Genomic DNA, 16,742 nt, shown 5'->3' on the forward strand with positions numbered 1-16,742 from the left:
GCCGGCACCGCGCACCCGCGCAAGGGAGAACCGTCATGGCCGAAACCGCCGCACCCGCCGTCACCCCCGCAGGCGTCGCCACCCGGCGCACGGTCACCGGCATGCTGCACTCCTGGGACCTGTCCACCGGCGTGGACGGCCCCGGCACCCGCTTCGTCGCCTTCCTCGCCGGCTGCCCGCTGCGCTGCCTGTACTGCCACAACCCCGACACCCGGTACCTGCGCGACGGCGGCCGCACCCCGGCCGAGGAGATCGTCCGGGAGGCCGCCAAGTACACCGGGTTCATCCACGCCTCCGGCGGCGGCGCCACCGTCAGCGGCGGTGAACCGCTCCTCCAGCCGCTGTTCACCGCCGAACTGCTCCACCGCTTCAAGCACGAGCTCGGCCTGCACACCGCCCTCGACACCTCCGGCTTCCTCGGCGGCCGCGCCACCGACGCGCTGCTCGCCGACACCGACCTCGTCCTGCTCGACATCAAGTCCTGGGACCGCGCCCTCTACCGGCACCTGACCGGCCGGGAGCTCGCCCCCACGCTGGCCTTCGCCCGACGCCTGGCCGACCTCGGCAAGGAGGTCTGGGTCCGCTTCGTCCTCGTTCCCCATCTGACCGACGCCGCCGAGAACATCGAGGGCGTCGCCGCCTTCACCGCCTCGCTCGGCAACGTCACCCGCGTCGACGTCCTGCCCTTCCACAAGCTCGGGGCCGCCAAGTGGCGCGCGCTCGGCCTCGACTTCACGCTCGCCGACACCCCGGCGCCCACCGCCGACCAGACCGCCGCGGCCCGTGCGGTCTTCGCCGCCCACGGCCTGCAGACCGTCTGAGCGCGGCACCCCGGACCGCTCCCCGGTACGTCGTGGCCTCCCCGTCACCCGGCGCACCGGGGAGCTTCTCGTCGGCGGTCATCGAGCCGTTGGTGACGAACACCAAATCCGCCGGATCGACCGGCACGTCGGCGCGGGCACCCGCGAAATGGATCCGCTCGACGGTGGTGCCCGGACCCGGGCGGAAGCCGAGGTCGGTGACCCGGTGACCCGGTGACCGGTGTGGAACCGTACGCCGCGCTCCAGCAACCGTCCACGATCGTGCCGCCCGCGCGCACCAGCCGGGTGGCGTCCTCCCACGGGGACTCCTGCTGGGAGTCGAGAATGTCCCGGGTGACCGACTTCGACGGGTCGTCCAGCGAGGGGATGCCGGTGCCGGCGTGCCCACGGATCGGCCGGCGGGTCGGTGGGCCACTGGTCACCGGTGGTGGCACGACGGTCCCGGTTCGCCGGCCTTTCGACCGGGGCCCATGGACCGATGCCCGAGGTGGGGCCCCCGGGCCGGGCGCCGCACCCGCCGCGACCGGGGCTGAAGGTCCCGCCCGCACGTGCCCGTCCGGCCCTCGGCCGGCGGGTGCCGGCCGGCCGAGGATGGAGGCAACCCCGAACGGGAAGACGCGACGGGACACCGCGACGAGCAGGAGGACAACCGTGACCGAGCAGGACGTGGCGCGGCGCAGGATCGTGGTCGGAGTGGACGGATCGCCGTCCTCGATCGACGCGCTGCGCTGGGCCGTCGAGCAGGCCCACGCGGTCGGCGCCGTCGTCGAGGCGGTGACCGCCTGGCAGTACCCGGTGTCACCCGGCTGGACCGGCACGGCCGCCGCCGACGAGTACGTCCTCGGCATCGCCCGCAAGACCCTCGACTCCGCCATCGCCGAGGCGAGTGACCCCGAGCTCCCGGTCCGGATCGGCGCCCGGGTGGTGGAGGCCGGCGCGGTGCCGGCCCTGCTGGAGGCGGCGCGGGACGCCGAACTCCTGGTCGTCGGGAGCCGGGGGCACGGCGGCTTCGCCGGCGCACTGCTCGGATCGGTGAGCCAGCACTGCGTCCAGCACGCGCCCTGCCCGGTCGTGGTGGTCCGCCACCGCGAGGACCGATGACCCCCCGAGCGACCCGACCCGCCCACCGGAAAGGAGCCGGCCGACCATGAGACACCGGATCGTAGGAGAGCTGATGACCCGTGCCGTCGTCCACGTGCGGCCCGACACGGGGTTCAAGGAGATCGCCCGGCTTCTCGCCGAGCACGACGTCACCGCCGTACCCGTCCTGGACCTCGACGACCGGCCGCTCGGGATCGTCTCCGAGGCCGACCTGCTGGTCAACGAAGCGGCTCAGGAGGACCCGGCGGGCCTGCTGCTCACGCCGAGCCTGCCGCCGCGCGAGGCCGCCCGAAGCCGGGCCGTCACCGCCGAGGCCCTGATGACCGGCCCCGCCGTGTGCGCCCGGCCGGAGTGGACCGTGGTCGAGGCCGCCCGCCTGATGGAGCGTGAACACCTCAAGCGGCTCCCCGTCGTCGACGAGGCCGGACGGCTGATCGGCATCGTCAGCCGGAGCGACCTGCTGCGGGTCTTCCTGCGCCAGGACCGGGCGATCCGCGAGGAGATCCGCCACGACGTCCTCGACGGCGCCCTCGGGCTCTCCCCGGACAGCGTCGACGTCCGGGTGCACGAGGGCCGGGTCACCCTGGACGGCACGGTCGAGCGCCGCAGCCTGGTGCCGGTACTGGAACGGCTCTGCCGCAGCGTGGACGGCGTCGTCGAGGTCACCAGCCGCCTCGACCACCGCACGGACGACACCGCCGCCCCGCACCCGGGTCACTGACCCGGTCCCCGCGAGCGGGGCGACGCCACCGTCACAGGGCGCGTGCTCGGACGAGTGCACAGAGCCGTCCGCACCCGACAATGGCTTCGACGGCCGACAGGGAGCACTGGCCGACAGGGAGCACTGGACGCATGACCTTCTTCGACAGGCGCAACCCGCACCAGGAGAGCCACAGCGCCGACCGGGCCGGCTGGCTGCGCGCTGCGGTGCTCGGCGCCAACGACGGCCTGGTGTCCATCGCGAGCCTGATGGTCGGCATCGCGGCCAGCGGCGCGAGCACGTCGGCCGTGGTCACCGGCGGCCTTGCGGGGCTGTCGGCCGGCGCGATGTCGATGGCCGCCGGCGAGTACGTGTCGGTCAGCTCCCAGGTCGACGTCGAGACCGCCGACCGGGCGAAGGAGCAGCGCGAACTCGCCGAGAACCCCGAGGCCGAACTCGCCGAGCTCACCGCCATCTACCGAGCCCGGGGCGTTCCGCAGGACCTCGCGCGGCAGGTCGCGCTCGCTCTCCACGAGGCCGATCCGCTCCAGGCCCATCTGCGGGACGAACTCGGCCAGAGCGAGCACACCGCGGCGAAGCCGCTGCAGGCCGCCCTGGCCTCCGCAGCGAGCTTCCTGATGGGGGGACTCGTTCCCTTCCTCGGCCTCCTCGCCGGCACCGCCACCGCCCGGCTGTGGCTGATCGTCGCCGTGACCCTCCTCGGCCTCGCCGGCGCGGGCGTCCTGGCCGCCCGCGCGGCCGGCACCGGCGTCCTGCGCCCCACGCTGCGTGTCGTCCTCGGCGGCGGACTGGCCATGGCCATCACCGCCGCGGTCGGGCAGATCGCCGACGTCTCCGGCGTCTGAGCGGCCGCTCACCTCGCCGAACGGCTCCGCTGGACACCGGTGTTGCGGGTTCGTCACCGCACTTGGTGGCTCCACTCGCCGGTCAGGCCGCGCGGTTCGAGGGGCCGAGGGTTGAGCAGAACGGGTGACCGGTGGGCTCGCTGACCTGGTGCGTCCTCATGTGCGCCCATTTGGCGGTCGTATCAGCCGATCGATTGAGGGATCGTCGCGCACCGGACCGGCGGAGAGGCCGCCGGTCCTGCGACGCACGAGGAGCACCCATGACAGCTCGGATCAGCAGGGCGGCCTGCGCGGCCGCGGCGATCGCGACCGGCACCATCGTCGTGACGGTCACGTTCGCGGGCGCCGCGTACGCCGACGGCTCGTCCTCTCCCTTCAGCGGCCGCACCGAGGGCGGCAGTCTCGTCGTCAAGAGCGGGGACATCGTCGCCTGCGAAGGAGCCGGCCAGGTCGTGGTGGCCACCACCGAGGGCGGCAAGATCCTCAGCGCCGACGGCCCCGGCACGAAGATCACCACACCGGCCGGCGCCGTGTTCGAGACCCTTGCCGACAAGTCGGTGAAGGTGAGTTTCCAGGGAGCCGACGCCGTGGTCACGTGTCCCGCGGACCAGGTGCCCACCACCCCCGCCTTCGTACCGAAGTCCTCGCTGGCCGGCACCGGCGGGTCGGTGCACGGGATGAACACCACCGCCACCGTGGCCGGCGGCGCTCTCGTCGCGGCAGGGCTGGCGGGCGGCGCCGTCGTGCTGCGCCGCCGTTCGGGCGGCGGCAGGGCGTGACCCCAAGGCTCGGCCCACGCTCCGGCCGACCTGTGCTGCCCGGTGGAGCACCGTCGGTCGGCCGGACGATGCGTGGTCGGCGCCGGACACCCGTGGCGCTCGTCGCGGCGGCCGCCGCCGTCGGCAGCGGGGCATGGCTGATCCACACCGGCGTTCGGACCTCGGCTCCGGTCCGGCCGAGCGCCGCCGATGCGTGGCCGAGCACGTGGCCCGGCGCGTCCCCGGACCCGACCGCCGCCGCACCGGCCGCGGTCGGGATGGGGTTCTCGAAGCCCGCCCGCATCCGTATCCCGAGCATCGGCGTCGACGCGCCGATCACCGAGGTCGACCTGGACGGCGCCGGGAACCTTCCGGCGCCGTCGGCGGACGATCGCAACCTCGCCGGCTGGTACCGGCAGAGCGCGGCCCCGGGCACCGTCGGAAACGCGGTCGTCGACGGCCACGTGGACACGGCCGCGGGCCCGGCCGTCTTCTACGGCCTGGGCACCCTGCACAGGAGCGACGTCATCGACATCCTCCGCGCCGACCGGAGCACCGCCGAGTTCACCGTCGACGCCGTCGAGGTCCACCCGAAGAACGCCGTACCCGGCGACCAGGTGTACGGCGACACCGACCGGCCACAACTGCGCCTGATCACCTGCGGCGGTCCATACACCCGGGGCGCCGGCTACCAGGGAAGCGTGGTCGTCTACGCCCACTTCAGCAGAGCCGTACCGGCCTGACCGGGCGGGCGGCCGGCGGCCGTGGGGCTACCGGATCGTGGACCGGCCAGGTGGCGGGCGGACCCCGGAGCCGGACGAGCACCGGGCAGGGAAGGGGCAGGTCGGCCCTGGTGCCGGGCGGGGGCGGGAGTATCCTGGAAGGTGGCCTGCAGGGCGAGCGAGGGAGTTCGACCGGATGGCCCCGAGCGATGGGCGGAGGCTCCGCGCGGGGCGTTGGTCGACGGTCGGGCTGAGAGGCCGGAAGGTCTGTGAGACCGGAAGGCGACCTCCATCACCTGATCCGGACAATGCCGGCGAAGGGAGCCCACCTTGCAGGTCTTTGTGCGCCCGCGCCCGTCGGTCAGGGCTCGCTCGTCGCGAGCGGCGGACTCCCCGGCCACACCTCGAACGCCTGGGAGAACCCCGTCGGCGGGCCGGCGCGGAAACGGGCGCGGATCAGCGCCTCGACTTTGACCACGGCAGCGGCTCGACCGCTGAGTTCCACCTTCACCGGGTCGGCGCCGGCATCTGCGAGGGCAACCGGCTGCGCGGGGGCTTCTCCGATCGGCGCCGATGTGTCCACCTGCCACCGGGTGCGGACCACCTGGTCCGCGGGTGAGACATAGTCCCCTGCTGTGCCAGGGCCAGGGACAGTGATCAGCCTGAACGACTGCCCCACGGTGTCGGCGACCACGTTCGCCACGGGTGGCGCACCGGAGATCGACATGTGCACCATGGCGCTCGGTTCCCGTGAGCCACTGGTACTGGTCATCGCTCTCCTCCGAGGTCGGTTCCTCTCCCAGGGTGTGCCGGTGCGAGGCCTGCCGCATCTGTTCGGCAGGGGAGTGCCCGGCCGCCACCGGGACGAGCACCGCCGTCACCGTCGGCTGCGCGCCGGACGGTCACCGCAGAACCCCGGACCGGACGCCGCGGAGGGCGTCCGTCGCACGTCAGGAGGCCGCTCCGGCGAGGGGGAGGCAGACCAGCATCCGCGTCCCGGCCGCCGTGAGGACGGCCCGCGACCAGCTGCTGCAGTGCCGCACCAGCTCCAGACCGCGCCCGCAGAGCGCGTCGGCGTCCTCGGCCGAGCGGCGACGGTCGCGGCGGGCCCGCCACTGCCCGGTGTCCCGGACCTCGACGGTGAGCGAGGCGCCGTGGACCTTGATCAGCACGGTGACGTCCGGGCTGCCGCTGTGCAGCAGCACGTTCGTGACCAGCTCGGTGACGACCAGCGCCAGCGTGTCGACGACATCCGCCGGCAGTCGCCACCGCTCGGCGGTGTCGCGGGCGAAGTGCCGCAGGGCCGGAGCCGCGTCGGCCGTCGTCGCGTTGGCGCACACGGCCCAGCCCGAAGCGCGCGGTTCGGTGGCGGCCCGCTGCCCGTCGGAGGTGGGGACGGGGGCGCGGAGGTGTTCGAGGTCGGTCACTCTCGGTCCCTGGGTGGTCCGCGGTGTGGGGGGAGCGAGCGGGGCTTCCGGACAGGCGATCATCGTGGCTCCGGGCGGGGCGTTGCGGCTTCCGTGCCCTGCCAGGAAACCCTGCCGCGCGGCTCGCCCGGATCCGGATCCGGGCAGAACACGTATACGTAAACAAATCCCGCGGCCGCCGACAGCTGGGGCCCGCGCCGGTCACCCGGGCGGTCGCCGGGTGGGCGGTGCGCCCAGCCGCATGAAGGCCCGGCTCTCCTGCGATGATGGACGGGCGCGAGGCGAAACCCGGGCGGCGCGGCGGAAGAGGTGATCGCATGGGCTCCCGCTCCCCGTCCGAAGCGGCGCTCCCGACCGGCTTCCGGTTCGTCGGCCGGGACCGGGAGTTCGAGCTGCTGGTCGCCGCCCTGTCCCGCCCGCCGACGGTGGTCCTGGTGGAGGGCGAGGCGGGCATCGGAAAGTCGCGGCTGGTCCGCGAGGCCGCCGCGGCGCTGACCGACCGGCCGGTCCTGACCGGCTTCTGCCACCCGCTGCGGGAGCCCCACCCGTTCGGCCCGGTGGTCGACGCCCTGCGGGAGGCGGGCACCGCCCTCCCCGGCCGGGGCACCCTGCCACCGAGCACCGGGGCACTCGCCCCGCTGCTGCCCGACCTGGCCGACCGGCTCCCGCCGCCACCGCCCCGGCCGGACGATCCCCGGGACGTCCGCCAGCAGCTGATCCGTGCCGTACGCGCCTTCCTGGCCGCCCTCGGCCCCGCCGTCCTGCTGGTCGAGGACCTGCACTGGGCCGACGACGCGACCCGGGAACTGCTGCTCCTGCTCCACCGCGACCTGCCCCGGCAGCTGGCGCTCGCGCTCACCTACCGGGCCGACGACCTGCCCAGCGGAACACCACCGCTCGGCACCGCCTTGCGGCAGTCGCCCGGCGTCGGGACCGTCCGGCTCCACCTGGAGCCGCTGTCCGAGACGGAGGTGGACGCCCTCGCCCAGGACGTCATGGGCCCGGCCGCGGACGTGGAGCTGGTCCGGGTGCTGTACCAGCGCTGCGAAGGCGTGCCGCTGGTCGCGGAGGAGGACCTGCGCACCCTGGTCGAGCACAGCCGCCGCCACCCCACCGGGCTCGCCGGTGTCCTCGTCCGGGCCGAGGTGCCGGCCAGCCTGCGGGAAGCCGTCACCGAACGGCTGACCAAGCTCTCGCCGACGGCCGCGGCGATCTCCGCCGCCGCGGCCGTCATCGGCGCCCCGGCGAGCGAGGCGCTGCTCACCGAGGTCGCCGGACTGCCGGCCGAGCACGGCGGTGAGGCCCTCTCCGAGGCGCTCGACGCGGCGCTGCTCCAGGAGACCGCGGACCACCTGTACACCTACCGCCACGTGCTGGCCCAGCAGGCCGCGTACGAGTACGTGCCGGGGCCGCAGCGCGCCCGGCTGCACCGCCGGGCGATCGAGGTGCTGAGGGCGCGGTCGCCGCAGCCGCTGGTACAGATCGCCTACCACCTGAAGGCACTCGGCGACCGGGAGGAGTGGCTGCGACAGGGCAGGGCGGCCGCCGAGCAGGCCGTCTCCGTCGGCGACCACGGCACCGCCGCCGCACTGCTCCAGCAGCTCCTCGCCACCCCGGCGCTGGAGATCGAGGCGCGCTCGCAGATCGCGCTCGCCCTGGCCCGGATCCTCGTCAACGGTGTCGACTCCAGGGCCAGCGGCGTCGCGCTGCGCGGGATCCTCGCCGACCCGCAGTTGGACGACGCCACCCGTGGCGAGATCCGGCTCACCCTCGGGCTGCTGATGATCAACCACGACTCGGACATGACGGGGTTCGTGGAGGTCGAGAAGGCGGTCCCCGAGCTGCACGAGCTGCCCGAGCGCGCCGCCCGGGCCATGATCGCGCTGGCCATGAACGAGCGCGGCGACGCCGCCGACCGTTGCTGGACCTGGCTCGAGCGCGCCGACGAGCTGCTGCGCGACGGCCCCTACCCGGCCATGCGGGCGACCGCCCGCGCCACCCGGCTCACTCTGCTCGCCAGGGCCGCCGACCCGCAGGTGTGGCCCCTGCTCGACCGGCTCCCGCGCCACAGCGACGACTTCGAGGAGCTCCGGCAGAGCGCCCGGGCGCTGTACAACGTCGGCGAGCTCGCCCTCGAACTGGGCCACGACGACCGGGGCGCCGTGCTGCTGGAGGAGGGCAGGACGCTCGCCGGGCGCGCCGGGATGCCCCACATCGAGTGCTACAGCCGGACCGCCCTGCTGCGGCTCGACCTCCTGCGGGGCGACTGGGCGGGAATCGAGGAGCGCTTCGGACAACTCGCCCAGGAGTACCCCGACATCGTCATGGTCGCGGAGGAGCGGGCGCTGGCCCGGGCACGGCTGGCCGAGGCCCACGGAGAGCTCGACCGCGCGATCTCCCGGCTCGACGACGCGGCCGCGATCAGCCGGCACGGCAACCAGGTCACGGCGGCCTCACGGGCGGCGGCGGGAACCGTACTGCTCCACCTCGCCCAGGGCGCGCACGATGCCGCCTGGGCTGCCTCCGTTCCCGCGGTGGAGGCGTACCGCCGGGCCGGTGCGTGGCCGCGCGCGACCGGGCTCGTTCCGGCAGCTGTGGCGGCGGCACTCGCCCATGGCGAGCGGCCGTACGCGGAGCGGCTCGTCGACGACGCGCAGGCCGCCCTGACCGGGCGGGACGCACCCGGGGCCGTGGCGGAACTGCACGCCGCCCGTGGCCTGCTGGCGGAGCAGGACGACCCCGCCGCCGGGGCCGGGCAGTTCGGGCTGGCCGTTGCGGCCTGGCAGCGGATCGGCCGTCCGTACGAGGCCGCCCGGTGCAGCGAGCGCCAGGGGACGGCCCTGGCGGTCGGGAACCCGGACGCCGCCGTCGGCCTGCTGAACGAGGCGGCCGCCGTCTTCGAACGCCTCGGAGCCACCGCCGACGCCGGCCGCTGCCGGCGGACCCTGCGCGAACTCGGACAGGGCCGACCCACCGCGCGCGGCCGCCCCAGCTACGGCACCGAGCTCTCGCCCCGTGAACGCGAGGTGGCCGAACTCATCGCCCGCGGCGCGACCAACCGGGAGATCGCCCAGGCCCTCGTCCTGTCGCCGCGCACGGTCGAGCAGCACGCGGCGCAGGTCCTCCGGAAGCTCGGCGTGGTCCGGAAGGACGTCGGAGAGGCACTGGACAGGGAGACCTGACGGTTGTGCGCTGCGGGCCGTGCGCTGACGGGCCGTGCGCTGACGGGCCGCCGCGATCGCGGCCTGAACCGCGAGGCCGCCGCCGGGCTCAGGGTGCCGGGAGAGCGGTCCCCCGGGTCCGGAGCCGCATCCTCGACGCCTCCGGCCGGCGCTCCGCCCCGGGTGGGCCGAGCGCCGGCCGTCCGCTCAGCGTGCGCCGAGCAGGTGCTCCAGGGCGAGCTGGTCCAACTGTTCGAAGGCCATGCCCCGGGCCGCGGCGGCCTCGACGTCGAACTCCTCGAAGGCGGTGCGGTCCGCCAGCAGCCCGGCGAGGCCGTCCTCGGCGGTGGGGGCGGCGAGTTCGGGCAGCCGGGCGGCGGCGAGGGCGGCCACGACCTCCGGGTCCGCCCGGAAGGCGCGGGCCCGTTCGGCGAGCAGCAGGTAGTTGCGCATGCAGGCGGCGGCGGAGGCCCAGACGCCGTCGAAGTCCTCGGTGCGCGGCGGCTTGAAGTCGAAGTGGCGCGGGCCGTCGTAGCCGGCCGACTCCAGCAGGTCGACCAGCCAGAACGCCTGGCGCAGGTCGCCCGCGCCGAAGCGCAGGTCCTGGTCGTACTTGATCCCGGACTGGCCGTTGAGGTCGATGTGGAAGAGCTTGCCGTGCCACAGTGCCTGGGCGATGCCGTGCGGGAAGTTCAGCCCGGCCATCTGCTCGTGCCCGACCTCGGGGTTGAGGCCGACCCGCTCGGGGCGCTCCAGCTCGTTGATGAACGCCAGGGCGTGGCCGACGGTGGGCAGCAGGATGTCGCCGCGCGGCTCGTTCGGCTTGGGCTCGATGGCGAAGCGCAGGTCGTAGCCCTGCTGCTCGACGTACTCGCCGAGCAGGTCGAAGGCCTCCTTCAGCCGGTCCAGCGCGGTGCGGACGTCCTTGGCGGCGCCGGACTCGGCGCCCTCCCGTCCGCCCCAGGCGACGTAGGTGGTCGCGCCCAGTTCAGCGGCCAGGTCGATGTTGCGGACGGTCTTGCGCAGCGCGTAACGCCGCACCTCGCGGTCGTTGGCGGTGAACGCGCCGTCCTTGAACACCGGGTGGGTGAACAGGTTGGTGGTGGCCATCGGCACCTTCAGCCCGGCCGCGTCCATCGCGGCGCGGAAGCGCTTGACCGTCTGCTCGCGCTCGGCCTCCGAGGAGCCGAACGGGATGAGGTCGTCGTCGTGGAAGGTGACGCCGTACGCGCCGAGCCCGGCGAGCCGGTGGACCGTCTCGACCGGGTCGAGAGCCGGACGGGTGGCATCCCCGAAGGGGTCGCGGCCCTGCCAGCCGACGGTCCACAGACCGAAGGTGAACCTGTGTGCGGGGGTGGGGGTGAGGGGATCGCTGGTCATGATGCGGCTCCGGATCACTGCGGGGGCTGTTTGTAATGGCGACTTACAAACTAGTATCCCTTGACGTCGGACGGAACCCCCCGAGCGGAGGAACACAATGGCTGCCCAGCGTGTCGTGATCGGCATCGACAGTTCGACCCAGTCCACCAAGGCCCTTGCCGTCGACCTGGACACCGGCACCGTTCTCGGCCGCGGCCGTGCCGCGCACACCGTCAGCACCGGCGCCGGACGCGAGAGCGACCCCGAGCAGTGGTGGCAGGCCCTCGCCGAGGCCACCGCCGCCACCGGCTGGGCCCAGCGCGCCGCCGCGGTCTCCGTGGCCGGCCAGCAGCACGGCCTCGTCGTCCTCGACCCGGACGCACGACCGGTGCGCCCGGCGCTGCTGTGGAACGACGTCCGCTCCGCGCCCCAGGCCGCCGAGCTGCGCGAGGCGTTCGGCCCGGCCGAGCTCGCCCGCCGCACCGGCAGCGTCCCCACGGCCGCCTTCACCGCCGCCAAGTGGGCCTGGCTGCGCGCCAACGAGCCCGCCGTCGCCCAGCGCGCCGCAGCCGTCCGGCTGCCCCACGACTTCCTCACCGAACGGCTCACCGGCGAGGCGGTGACCGACCGCGGCGACGCCTCGGGAACCGGCTGGTGGGGCCCGGACGGCTACGACCGCGACCTGCTCGACCGGATCGGCCTCGACCCGGCGCTCCTGCCGCAGGTCCTTGCGCCGGGCGCGGCCGCCGGCGCCGTCCGCCCCGGCCTGCCGCTGCGCCCGGGCATCCCGGTGGCCACCGGCACCGGCGACAACATGGCCGCCGCGCTCGGACTCGGGCTCGCCCCCGGGGAGCCCGTGCTCAGCCTCGGCACCTCCGGCACCGTGTACGCCGTCGGCCGCAGCCGGCCCGCCGACCCCGGCGGCACCGTCGCCGGCTTCGCCGACGCCCTCGGCGGGTGGCTCCCGCTCGCCTGCACCCTCAACTGCACCCTCGCCGTCGACCGCTTCGCCGCCCTGCTCGGCCGCGACCGCGAGGACGTCGAGGCCGGCGGCAGCGCCGTCGTCCTGCCCTACCTCGACGGCGAGCGCACCCCCGACCTCCCCGGCGCCTCCGGCCTCGTCCACGGACTGCGGCACACCACCACACCGGGACAGCTCCTCCAGGCCGCCTACGACGGAGCGGCCCACGCCCTGCTCACCGCCCTCGACGACGTGCTGCGTGCCGGCGGCGGGAACCCCGCGCCCGACCGGCCGCTGCTGCTGATCGGCGGCGGCGCCCGCGGCCGGGCCTGGCAGCAGACCGTTCTCCGGCTCTCCGGCCGCGCCGTCCGGGTGCCCGCCGCCGAGGAGCTGGTCGCCCTCGGCGCTGCCGCCCAGGCCGCGGCCCTGCTCACCGGCGAGCCCGCCGACGCCGTCGCGCGCCGCTGGCGCACCGCCGAGGGCCCGTTGCTCGAGCCCGTGCCCCGGGACGAGGACACGCTCGGACGGATCACCGATACGCTGCGCCGGGCGGCCGACCTGCAGGGCGGCCCGGCAACGGACCGGTAGGAGGAACGAGCGGTGACGGCGGTCGGCAGGGTCGGCGGGAGCCCGGCGAACGGGCCCGCCTCGCAGCAGGACATGCGCCGGCGGAACCTCGCCGTGGTCCTCGGCACGGTCGCCGCCCACAGCCCGCTCTCCCGCGCGGACGTCGCCGGACGCACCGGCCTGACCAGGGCGGCGGTCTCCTCCCTGGTCGACGAGCTGATCGCGCGTGGCACGCTGACCGAGGCCGCCACCGCACCGGCGGGCCGGGTGGGCCGCCCCGGACGGGCGCTGGTCGTGAGCGACCGCGGCCCCGCGAGCCTCGGACTGGAGATCGGGGTCGGCCACCTCGCCGCCTGTGTCGCGGACCTGCGCGGCGAACCGCGGGTGTGGCGCCGAGTGGAACGGGCCAACGCGGGCAGGCCGCCGGCAGAGGTCCTGGCGGAGGCCGCCGCGCTGGCCGCCGAGGCGGAGGCCGAGGCCGCCGTCCACGGGCTGAGCGTGATGGGCCGCGTCCTCGCCGTGCCCGGCGTGGTGCCCAACGAGCCACGCGGGCTGGTCGAGCACGCGCCCAACCTCGGCTGGCACGCGGTCCGCCCGGCCGACCACTGGCCCGACCGCGACACCGTGCCCGACCTCGAGAACGAGGCCAACCTCGGCGCGTTGGCCGAACTCTGGCGCGAGGAACACACCGGCGTGACCTTCGTACACGTCTCCGCCGAGGCCGGCATCGGCGCCGCCCTGGTGGTCGGCGGACAGCTCTTCCGGGGCACCCGGGGGTTCGCCGGCGAGCTCGGCCACGTCACGGTGCACCCGGAGGGCCGGCCCTGTGCCTGCGGCGCGCGCGGCTGCCTCGAGCAGTACGCGGGCGTGGCGGCCGTCCTGCGCGAGGCCGGGCTGGACGGGACCGGCGATGCGGTCGTCCTGCTGGCCGAGCGGGCGACGGCCGGGGATCCGGCCACCCTGGGTGCCCTGGAAGGCGCGGGGCAGGCCATGGGCCTCGCCCTCGCCTCGGCGGTGAACCTGATCGATCCGGACGGCCTCGTCCTGGGCGGCGCCTACGCGGAACTCGCCGCATGGCTGCTGCCCGCGATCCGCACCGAACTGGCCGCCCGGGTCACCGTCCGGCCCTGGGAGCCGGAGGCGGTGCGCGCCTCGCTCCTCGGTCGGCGCGGACCGGTCCTCGGCGCGGCGCTGCTGACCGTCCGCCGGCTCCTCGCCGACCCCACCCGACTCCCCGCCGGCTGACCCGGCGACCGACCCGCGGACCGACCCGTCCCGCGGGCCCGTCAGCCGTGGTCGACCACCACCATCGCGTGCCCGTCGAGGGTGGTCACCCGCACGTGGACGTACCCGTCCTCGTACCGCCACGGCAGCTCCTGCCCCACCGCCGGCGCCGGGCACTGAGCAACCGTGACCTGCAGGGCGCGGTGTGACGCTCAGGAGGGTGAATCGCCGATCCGTACGCGGTCGCTGCCGTGGTCGGAGAGGAACGACGCCAGCGCCCGCCCCTGCTCGGCGACGGCGGTGCGGTCGGCTCGGGAGAAACGACGCAGCGGGGTGACGACCACCGTGTCGGCCTCGACGCTCCAGGTGGCGGCGGCGCGGCCGTCGACCAGGACGATGCGAGCGCCCGTGACCGACAGGCCGCGGTGGGCGTCGTCGATGACCCGGCTGCGGTCGTGGTAGCCGAGGATCACGTTGTCGAACGCCGGCAGAAAACGCGGCGGGGCGGGTGTGTCGGGGTCGGGGCGCGGCGCGTCGGGGAGGTCCAGCAGTTCCCGGCCCCGCTCGTCGCGGAAGGTGACCAGTTCCTCGCGTACCGCGGCGACTGCGCCGGGCAGTCCGGCGAGTCCGCACCAGGCGCGCAGGTCGGCCGAGGCGGCCGGGCCGAACGCGGCCAGGTAGCGCCGTACCAGCGCCTGGCCCACCCGGTCGCAACCGTCCTGGGACGGCGGGTCGATCTCGCGCCCCAGCCAGGCGGAGAGCCGGACGTTACGGACCCCTGCTCTGGTCCGCCACAGCCCGCGAGGCGGCATCTGGGCCATCGGGACGAGAGCGGCGATCACCATCTCGCCCAGTGCCCGCGGCCCGGGCGCCGGCCAGCGCCCGTCGAGCGCCTGCGCGAGCTCCGTCATCGAGCGCGGCTCGCCGTCGGCCATCACCGTCCTCGCCTCCGCCGCGAGTTCGTCGAGGTCCACCCCGCCGAGCTCGCGGCGGTAGACCCCGAGGACCCGTTGGCGCAACATCGCGTCGTGGCGGGCCCGCCAGGCCAGGGCGTCGTCGGCGGCGACGAGGTGGACGGTGCGACGCATGAGGTGGGTCCGCACGACGCGCCGCCCGGTCAGCAGGTCCGAGAGCACCGCCGGGTCGAACGCGCGCAGCCGGGACCAGAGCCCGACGAACGGTTCCTGCGGTTCCTGCGCCTGCAGGCCGCAGAGATGGGCGACGGCGTCGAGGACCGGCACGTCGGCGCGCTCCAGCAGCAGCTGCCGGGCCAGCGTGGCGCGGCCCAGCGCCCGGGCGTCGAGAACGGTCATCGGGTCCTGCCAGGCGGGCGCGTGTTCACCGGGTACGTCCTCGTCTCGCGGGTGTGTCTGTCTGGTGGGTGGTCCGTCGGACGCCGTCATCGGAGCGGCGGCCGGGCGGTGCGGGCCCGGCCGCCCGGCCGCCGGTGGTCAGGACGCGGCGTACTCGCTGACGACGTCCACGACCCAGGTGACGCCGAACCTGTCCGTGAGCATTCCGTAGAGGGGTGCCCACTGTGCGGGCGCCAGCGGCTGCTCGATGCTCGCTCCCTCGGACAGCTTCTCCCAGTAGGCGGTGACCTCCTCGGCCGTCTCGCCGCGGAGCGAGACGAAGAACGCGTTCTCGCCCTGGTGCCACGGCAGGTGCGCGGGCACGTCGTAGGCCATCACGCGGAAACCGTTGTCGGCGGTCACCTGCCCCCACATCAGCTGGTCGGCTCCGGAGGGGTCCTGGACGTTCCCGGCGTCCCCGTACGTGACCAGGGCCGCGTCCCCGCCGAACACGGACTGGTAGAAGGTCAGTGCCGCGCGGGCCTCACCGCGGAAGTTCAGATGGGTCACGGTGGTGACGGGCATGGTGGCTCCTCATCGATCGATCCGTCGTGCTTGGTGACCACTGTCGCAGCGGTAGCGGACAGGTTGTGGCCGCTACTTCCGGCACGATAGGGCCATGCAGAAGACCTCAGCCCGACTGCTGACGCTGCTCTCGTTGCTCCAGGCGCGCCGGGACTGGCCGGGGGCGCTCCTTGCCGAGCGGCTGGACATCAGTCCGCGCACCGTACGCCGCGACGTCGACCGGCTGCGTGAACTCGGCTACCCCATCGTCGCCACCAAGGGCCCCGACGGCGGCTACCGGCTCGACGCCGGCACGGAGCTGCCCCCGTTGCTGTTCGACGACGAGCAGGCCGTCGCCCTCGCCGTCGCACTGCAGATCGCCGCCACCACCGGTGCCGGCATCGAGGAAGCCGCAGCCCGGGCGCTGACCACCGTCCGGCAGGTCATGCCGGCCCGGCTGCGCCGCCGGATCGACACCCTTCGGGTCACCGCCGTCGAGCAGCCCGCGACCCGGCCGGACCCACCGGTCGACAGCGGCGTGCTCATGACCCTCGGCGCCGCGGTCCACGCCCGCGAGGTCCTGCGCTTCGACTACCGCCCCGCATCCACGCCGAGGGCGGACGACAACGGCGTGCAGACCCCGCCGCGCCGGGCGGAGCCCCACCACCTGGTCACCTGGGGCGGGCGCTGGTACCTCGTCGCCTGGGACCTCGACCGCGAGGACTGGCGCACCTTCCGCGCCGATCGCATCACCCCGCGAACCCCCACGGGGCCGCGCTTCACCGCGCGCGAGCTTCCCGGGGGTGAGGTGGCGGCCTTCGTCGCCGGGAGGTTCCGGGGCTCCGACGGCTCGGACGGCTGGCCCTGCCGCGGCGAGGTGATCCTCGACCTGCCCGCCGCCGTGGTGTCCCGGTACGCCCCGGACGGAGTCGTCGAGGAGCTCGGCCCGGACCGCTGCCGACTTCTCCTGGGTTCCTGGTCATGGCCCGGCCTGGCCTCCGCCATCGGCCGGTTCGACGCCGACTTCGAGGTCGTCGGCCCGGCCGAGCTCAAGGACGCCTGCGCGCAGCTGGCCCGCCGCTACGCCGACGCTGCGACCGACGGACCCCTGGGCGGCGAGGTCGGCGCCGCTCCCGACCTCGTCCTGCCGCGCCCGGCGGACCTCCCGCCGAGCCGGCGCTGACCGCGCGAACAGCAGGCGTCCGGGTCCCGACCGGGC

15 protein-coding genes are annotated in these 16,742 nt (G+C 75.0%); 10 read left to right on the forward strand and 5 right to left on the reverse strand.

Annotated elements, in window-relative coordinates:
• The first annotated feature begins 35 nt into the window (after positions 1-35).
• The 6 genes from pflA (at position 36) to FHR36_RS13300 (ending at position 4,989) form a co-directional block, all read left to right on the forward strand.
• On the forward strand, positions 36-821 hold the full coding sequence (pflA, locus tag FHR36_RS13275; RefSeq protein ID WP_253796614.1) for a pyruvate formate-lyase-activating protein: 786 nt from the start codon (positions 36-38) through the stop codon (positions 819-821).
• Between the two features lie 681 nt (positions 822-1,502).
• Complete coding sequence (locus FHR36_RS13280) at positions 1,503-1,922, forward strand: universal stress protein (RefSeq protein ID WP_407660828.1); 420 nt, start codon at positions 1,503-1,505, stop codon at positions 1,920-1,922.
• Between the two features lie 46 nt (positions 1,923-1,968).
• Complete coding sequence (locus FHR36_RS13285) at positions 1,969-2,643, forward strand: CBS domain-containing protein (protein ID WP_253796617.1); 675 nt, start codon at positions 1,969-1,971, stop codon at positions 2,641-2,643.
• Positions 2,644-2,774: 131 nt separating this feature from the next.
• Positions 2,775-3,488 (forward strand): VIT1/CCC1 transporter family protein, encoded by a 714-nt coding sequence (locus FHR36_RS13290; RefSeq protein ID WP_253796619.1) that lies wholly within the window; start codon positions 2,775-2,777, stop codon positions 3,486-3,488.
• A gap of 260 nt (positions 3,489-3,748) precedes the next feature.
• Positions 3,749-4,267 carry a hypothetical protein gene (locus tag FHR36_RS13295; RefSeq protein ID WP_253796621.1) on the forward strand — a complete coding sequence of 173 codons (519 nt, stop codon included), beginning with the start codon at positions 3,749-3,751 and terminating at the stop codon, positions 4,265-4,267.
• Between the two features lie 92 nt (positions 4,268-4,359).
• Positions 4,360-4,989: a class F sortase gene (locus FHR36_RS13300; RefSeq protein WP_308199312.1), complete on the forward strand. Its 630-nt coding sequence runs from the start codon at positions 4,360-4,362 to the stop codon at positions 4,987-4,989.
• 340 nt (positions 4,990-5,329) lie between these two features.
• Here the strand turns inward: FHR36_RS13300 and FHR36_RS13305 are convergent, their stop codons facing one another.
• Both FHR36_RS13305 and FHR36_RS13310 read right to left on the reverse strand, forming a co-directional pair.
• Positions 5,330-5,740, reverse strand: a complete 411-nt coding sequence (locus FHR36_RS13305; protein ID WP_253796624.1) for a hypothetical protein — start codon at positions 5,738-5,740, stop codon at positions 5,330-5,332.
• Positions 5,741-5,918: 178 nt separating this feature from the next.
• The gene (locus FHR36_RS13310) at positions 5,919-6,395 is read right to left on the reverse strand and encodes an ATP-binding protein (RefSeq protein WP_253796625.1); all 477 of its coding nucleotides are present in this window, start codon (positions 6,393-6,395) and stop codon (positions 5,919-5,921) included.
• A 317-nt stretch (positions 6,396-6,712) separates the two neighbouring features.
• Between FHR36_RS13310 and FHR36_RS13315 the strand changes: the two genes are divergently transcribed.
• Positions 6,713-9,577: an ATP-binding protein gene (locus tag FHR36_RS13315; RefSeq protein WP_253796626.1), complete on the forward strand. Its 2,865-nt coding sequence runs from the start codon at positions 6,713-6,715 to the stop codon at positions 9,575-9,577.
• A gap of 186 nt (positions 9,578-9,763) precedes the next feature.
• Here the strand turns inward: FHR36_RS13315 and xylA are convergent, their stop codons facing one another.
• Positions 9,764-10,936, reverse strand: coding sequence for a xylose isomerase (gene xylA / locus FHR36_RS13320; protein WP_253796627.1), 1,173 nt, complete (start codon positions 10,934-10,936; stop codon positions 9,764-9,766).
• Between the two features lie 97 nt (positions 10,937-11,033).
• Between xylA and xylB the strand changes: the two genes are divergently transcribed.
• Positions 11,034-12,464, forward strand: a complete 1,431-nt coding sequence (xylB, locus tag FHR36_RS13325; protein WP_253796628.1) for a xylulokinase — start codon at positions 11,034-11,036, stop codon at positions 12,462-12,464.
• A gap of 12 nt (positions 12,465-12,476) precedes the next feature.
• Positions 12,477-13,688 (forward strand): ROK family transcriptional regulator, encoded by a 1,212-nt coding sequence (locus FHR36_RS13330; RefSeq protein ID WP_253796630.1) that lies wholly within the window; start codon positions 12,477-12,479, stop codon positions 13,686-13,688.
• A 191-nt stretch (positions 13,689-13,879) separates the two neighbouring features.
• Here the strand turns inward: FHR36_RS13330 and FHR36_RS13335 are convergent, their stop codons facing one another.
• Positions 13,880-14,980 (reverse strand): winged helix DNA-binding domain-containing protein, encoded by a 1,101-nt coding sequence (locus FHR36_RS13335; protein ID WP_253796631.1) that lies wholly within the window; start codon positions 14,978-14,980, stop codon positions 13,880-13,882.
• Positions 14,981-15,118: 138 nt separating this feature from the next.
• Positions 15,119-15,544 (reverse strand): VOC family protein, encoded by a 426-nt coding sequence (locus tag FHR36_RS13340; protein WP_253796632.1) that lies wholly within the window; start codon positions 15,542-15,544, stop codon positions 15,119-15,121.
• A 94-nt stretch (positions 15,545-15,638) separates the two neighbouring features.
• Here FHR36_RS13340 and FHR36_RS13345 point away from each other — a divergent pair, with 94 nt between their 5' ends.
• Positions 15,639-16,706, forward strand: coding sequence for a helix-turn-helix transcriptional regulator (locus FHR36_RS13345; protein WP_253796633.1), 1,068 nt, complete (start codon positions 15,639-15,641; stop codon positions 16,704-16,706).
• Positions 16,707-16,742: the final 36 nt, after the last annotated feature.

It is taken from the genome of Kitasatospora cinereorecta (assembly GCF_024172095.1).
Taxonomy (GTDB): Bacteria; Actinomycetota; Actinomycetes; order Streptomycetales; family Streptomycetaceae; genus Kitasatospora; species Kitasatospora cinereorecta.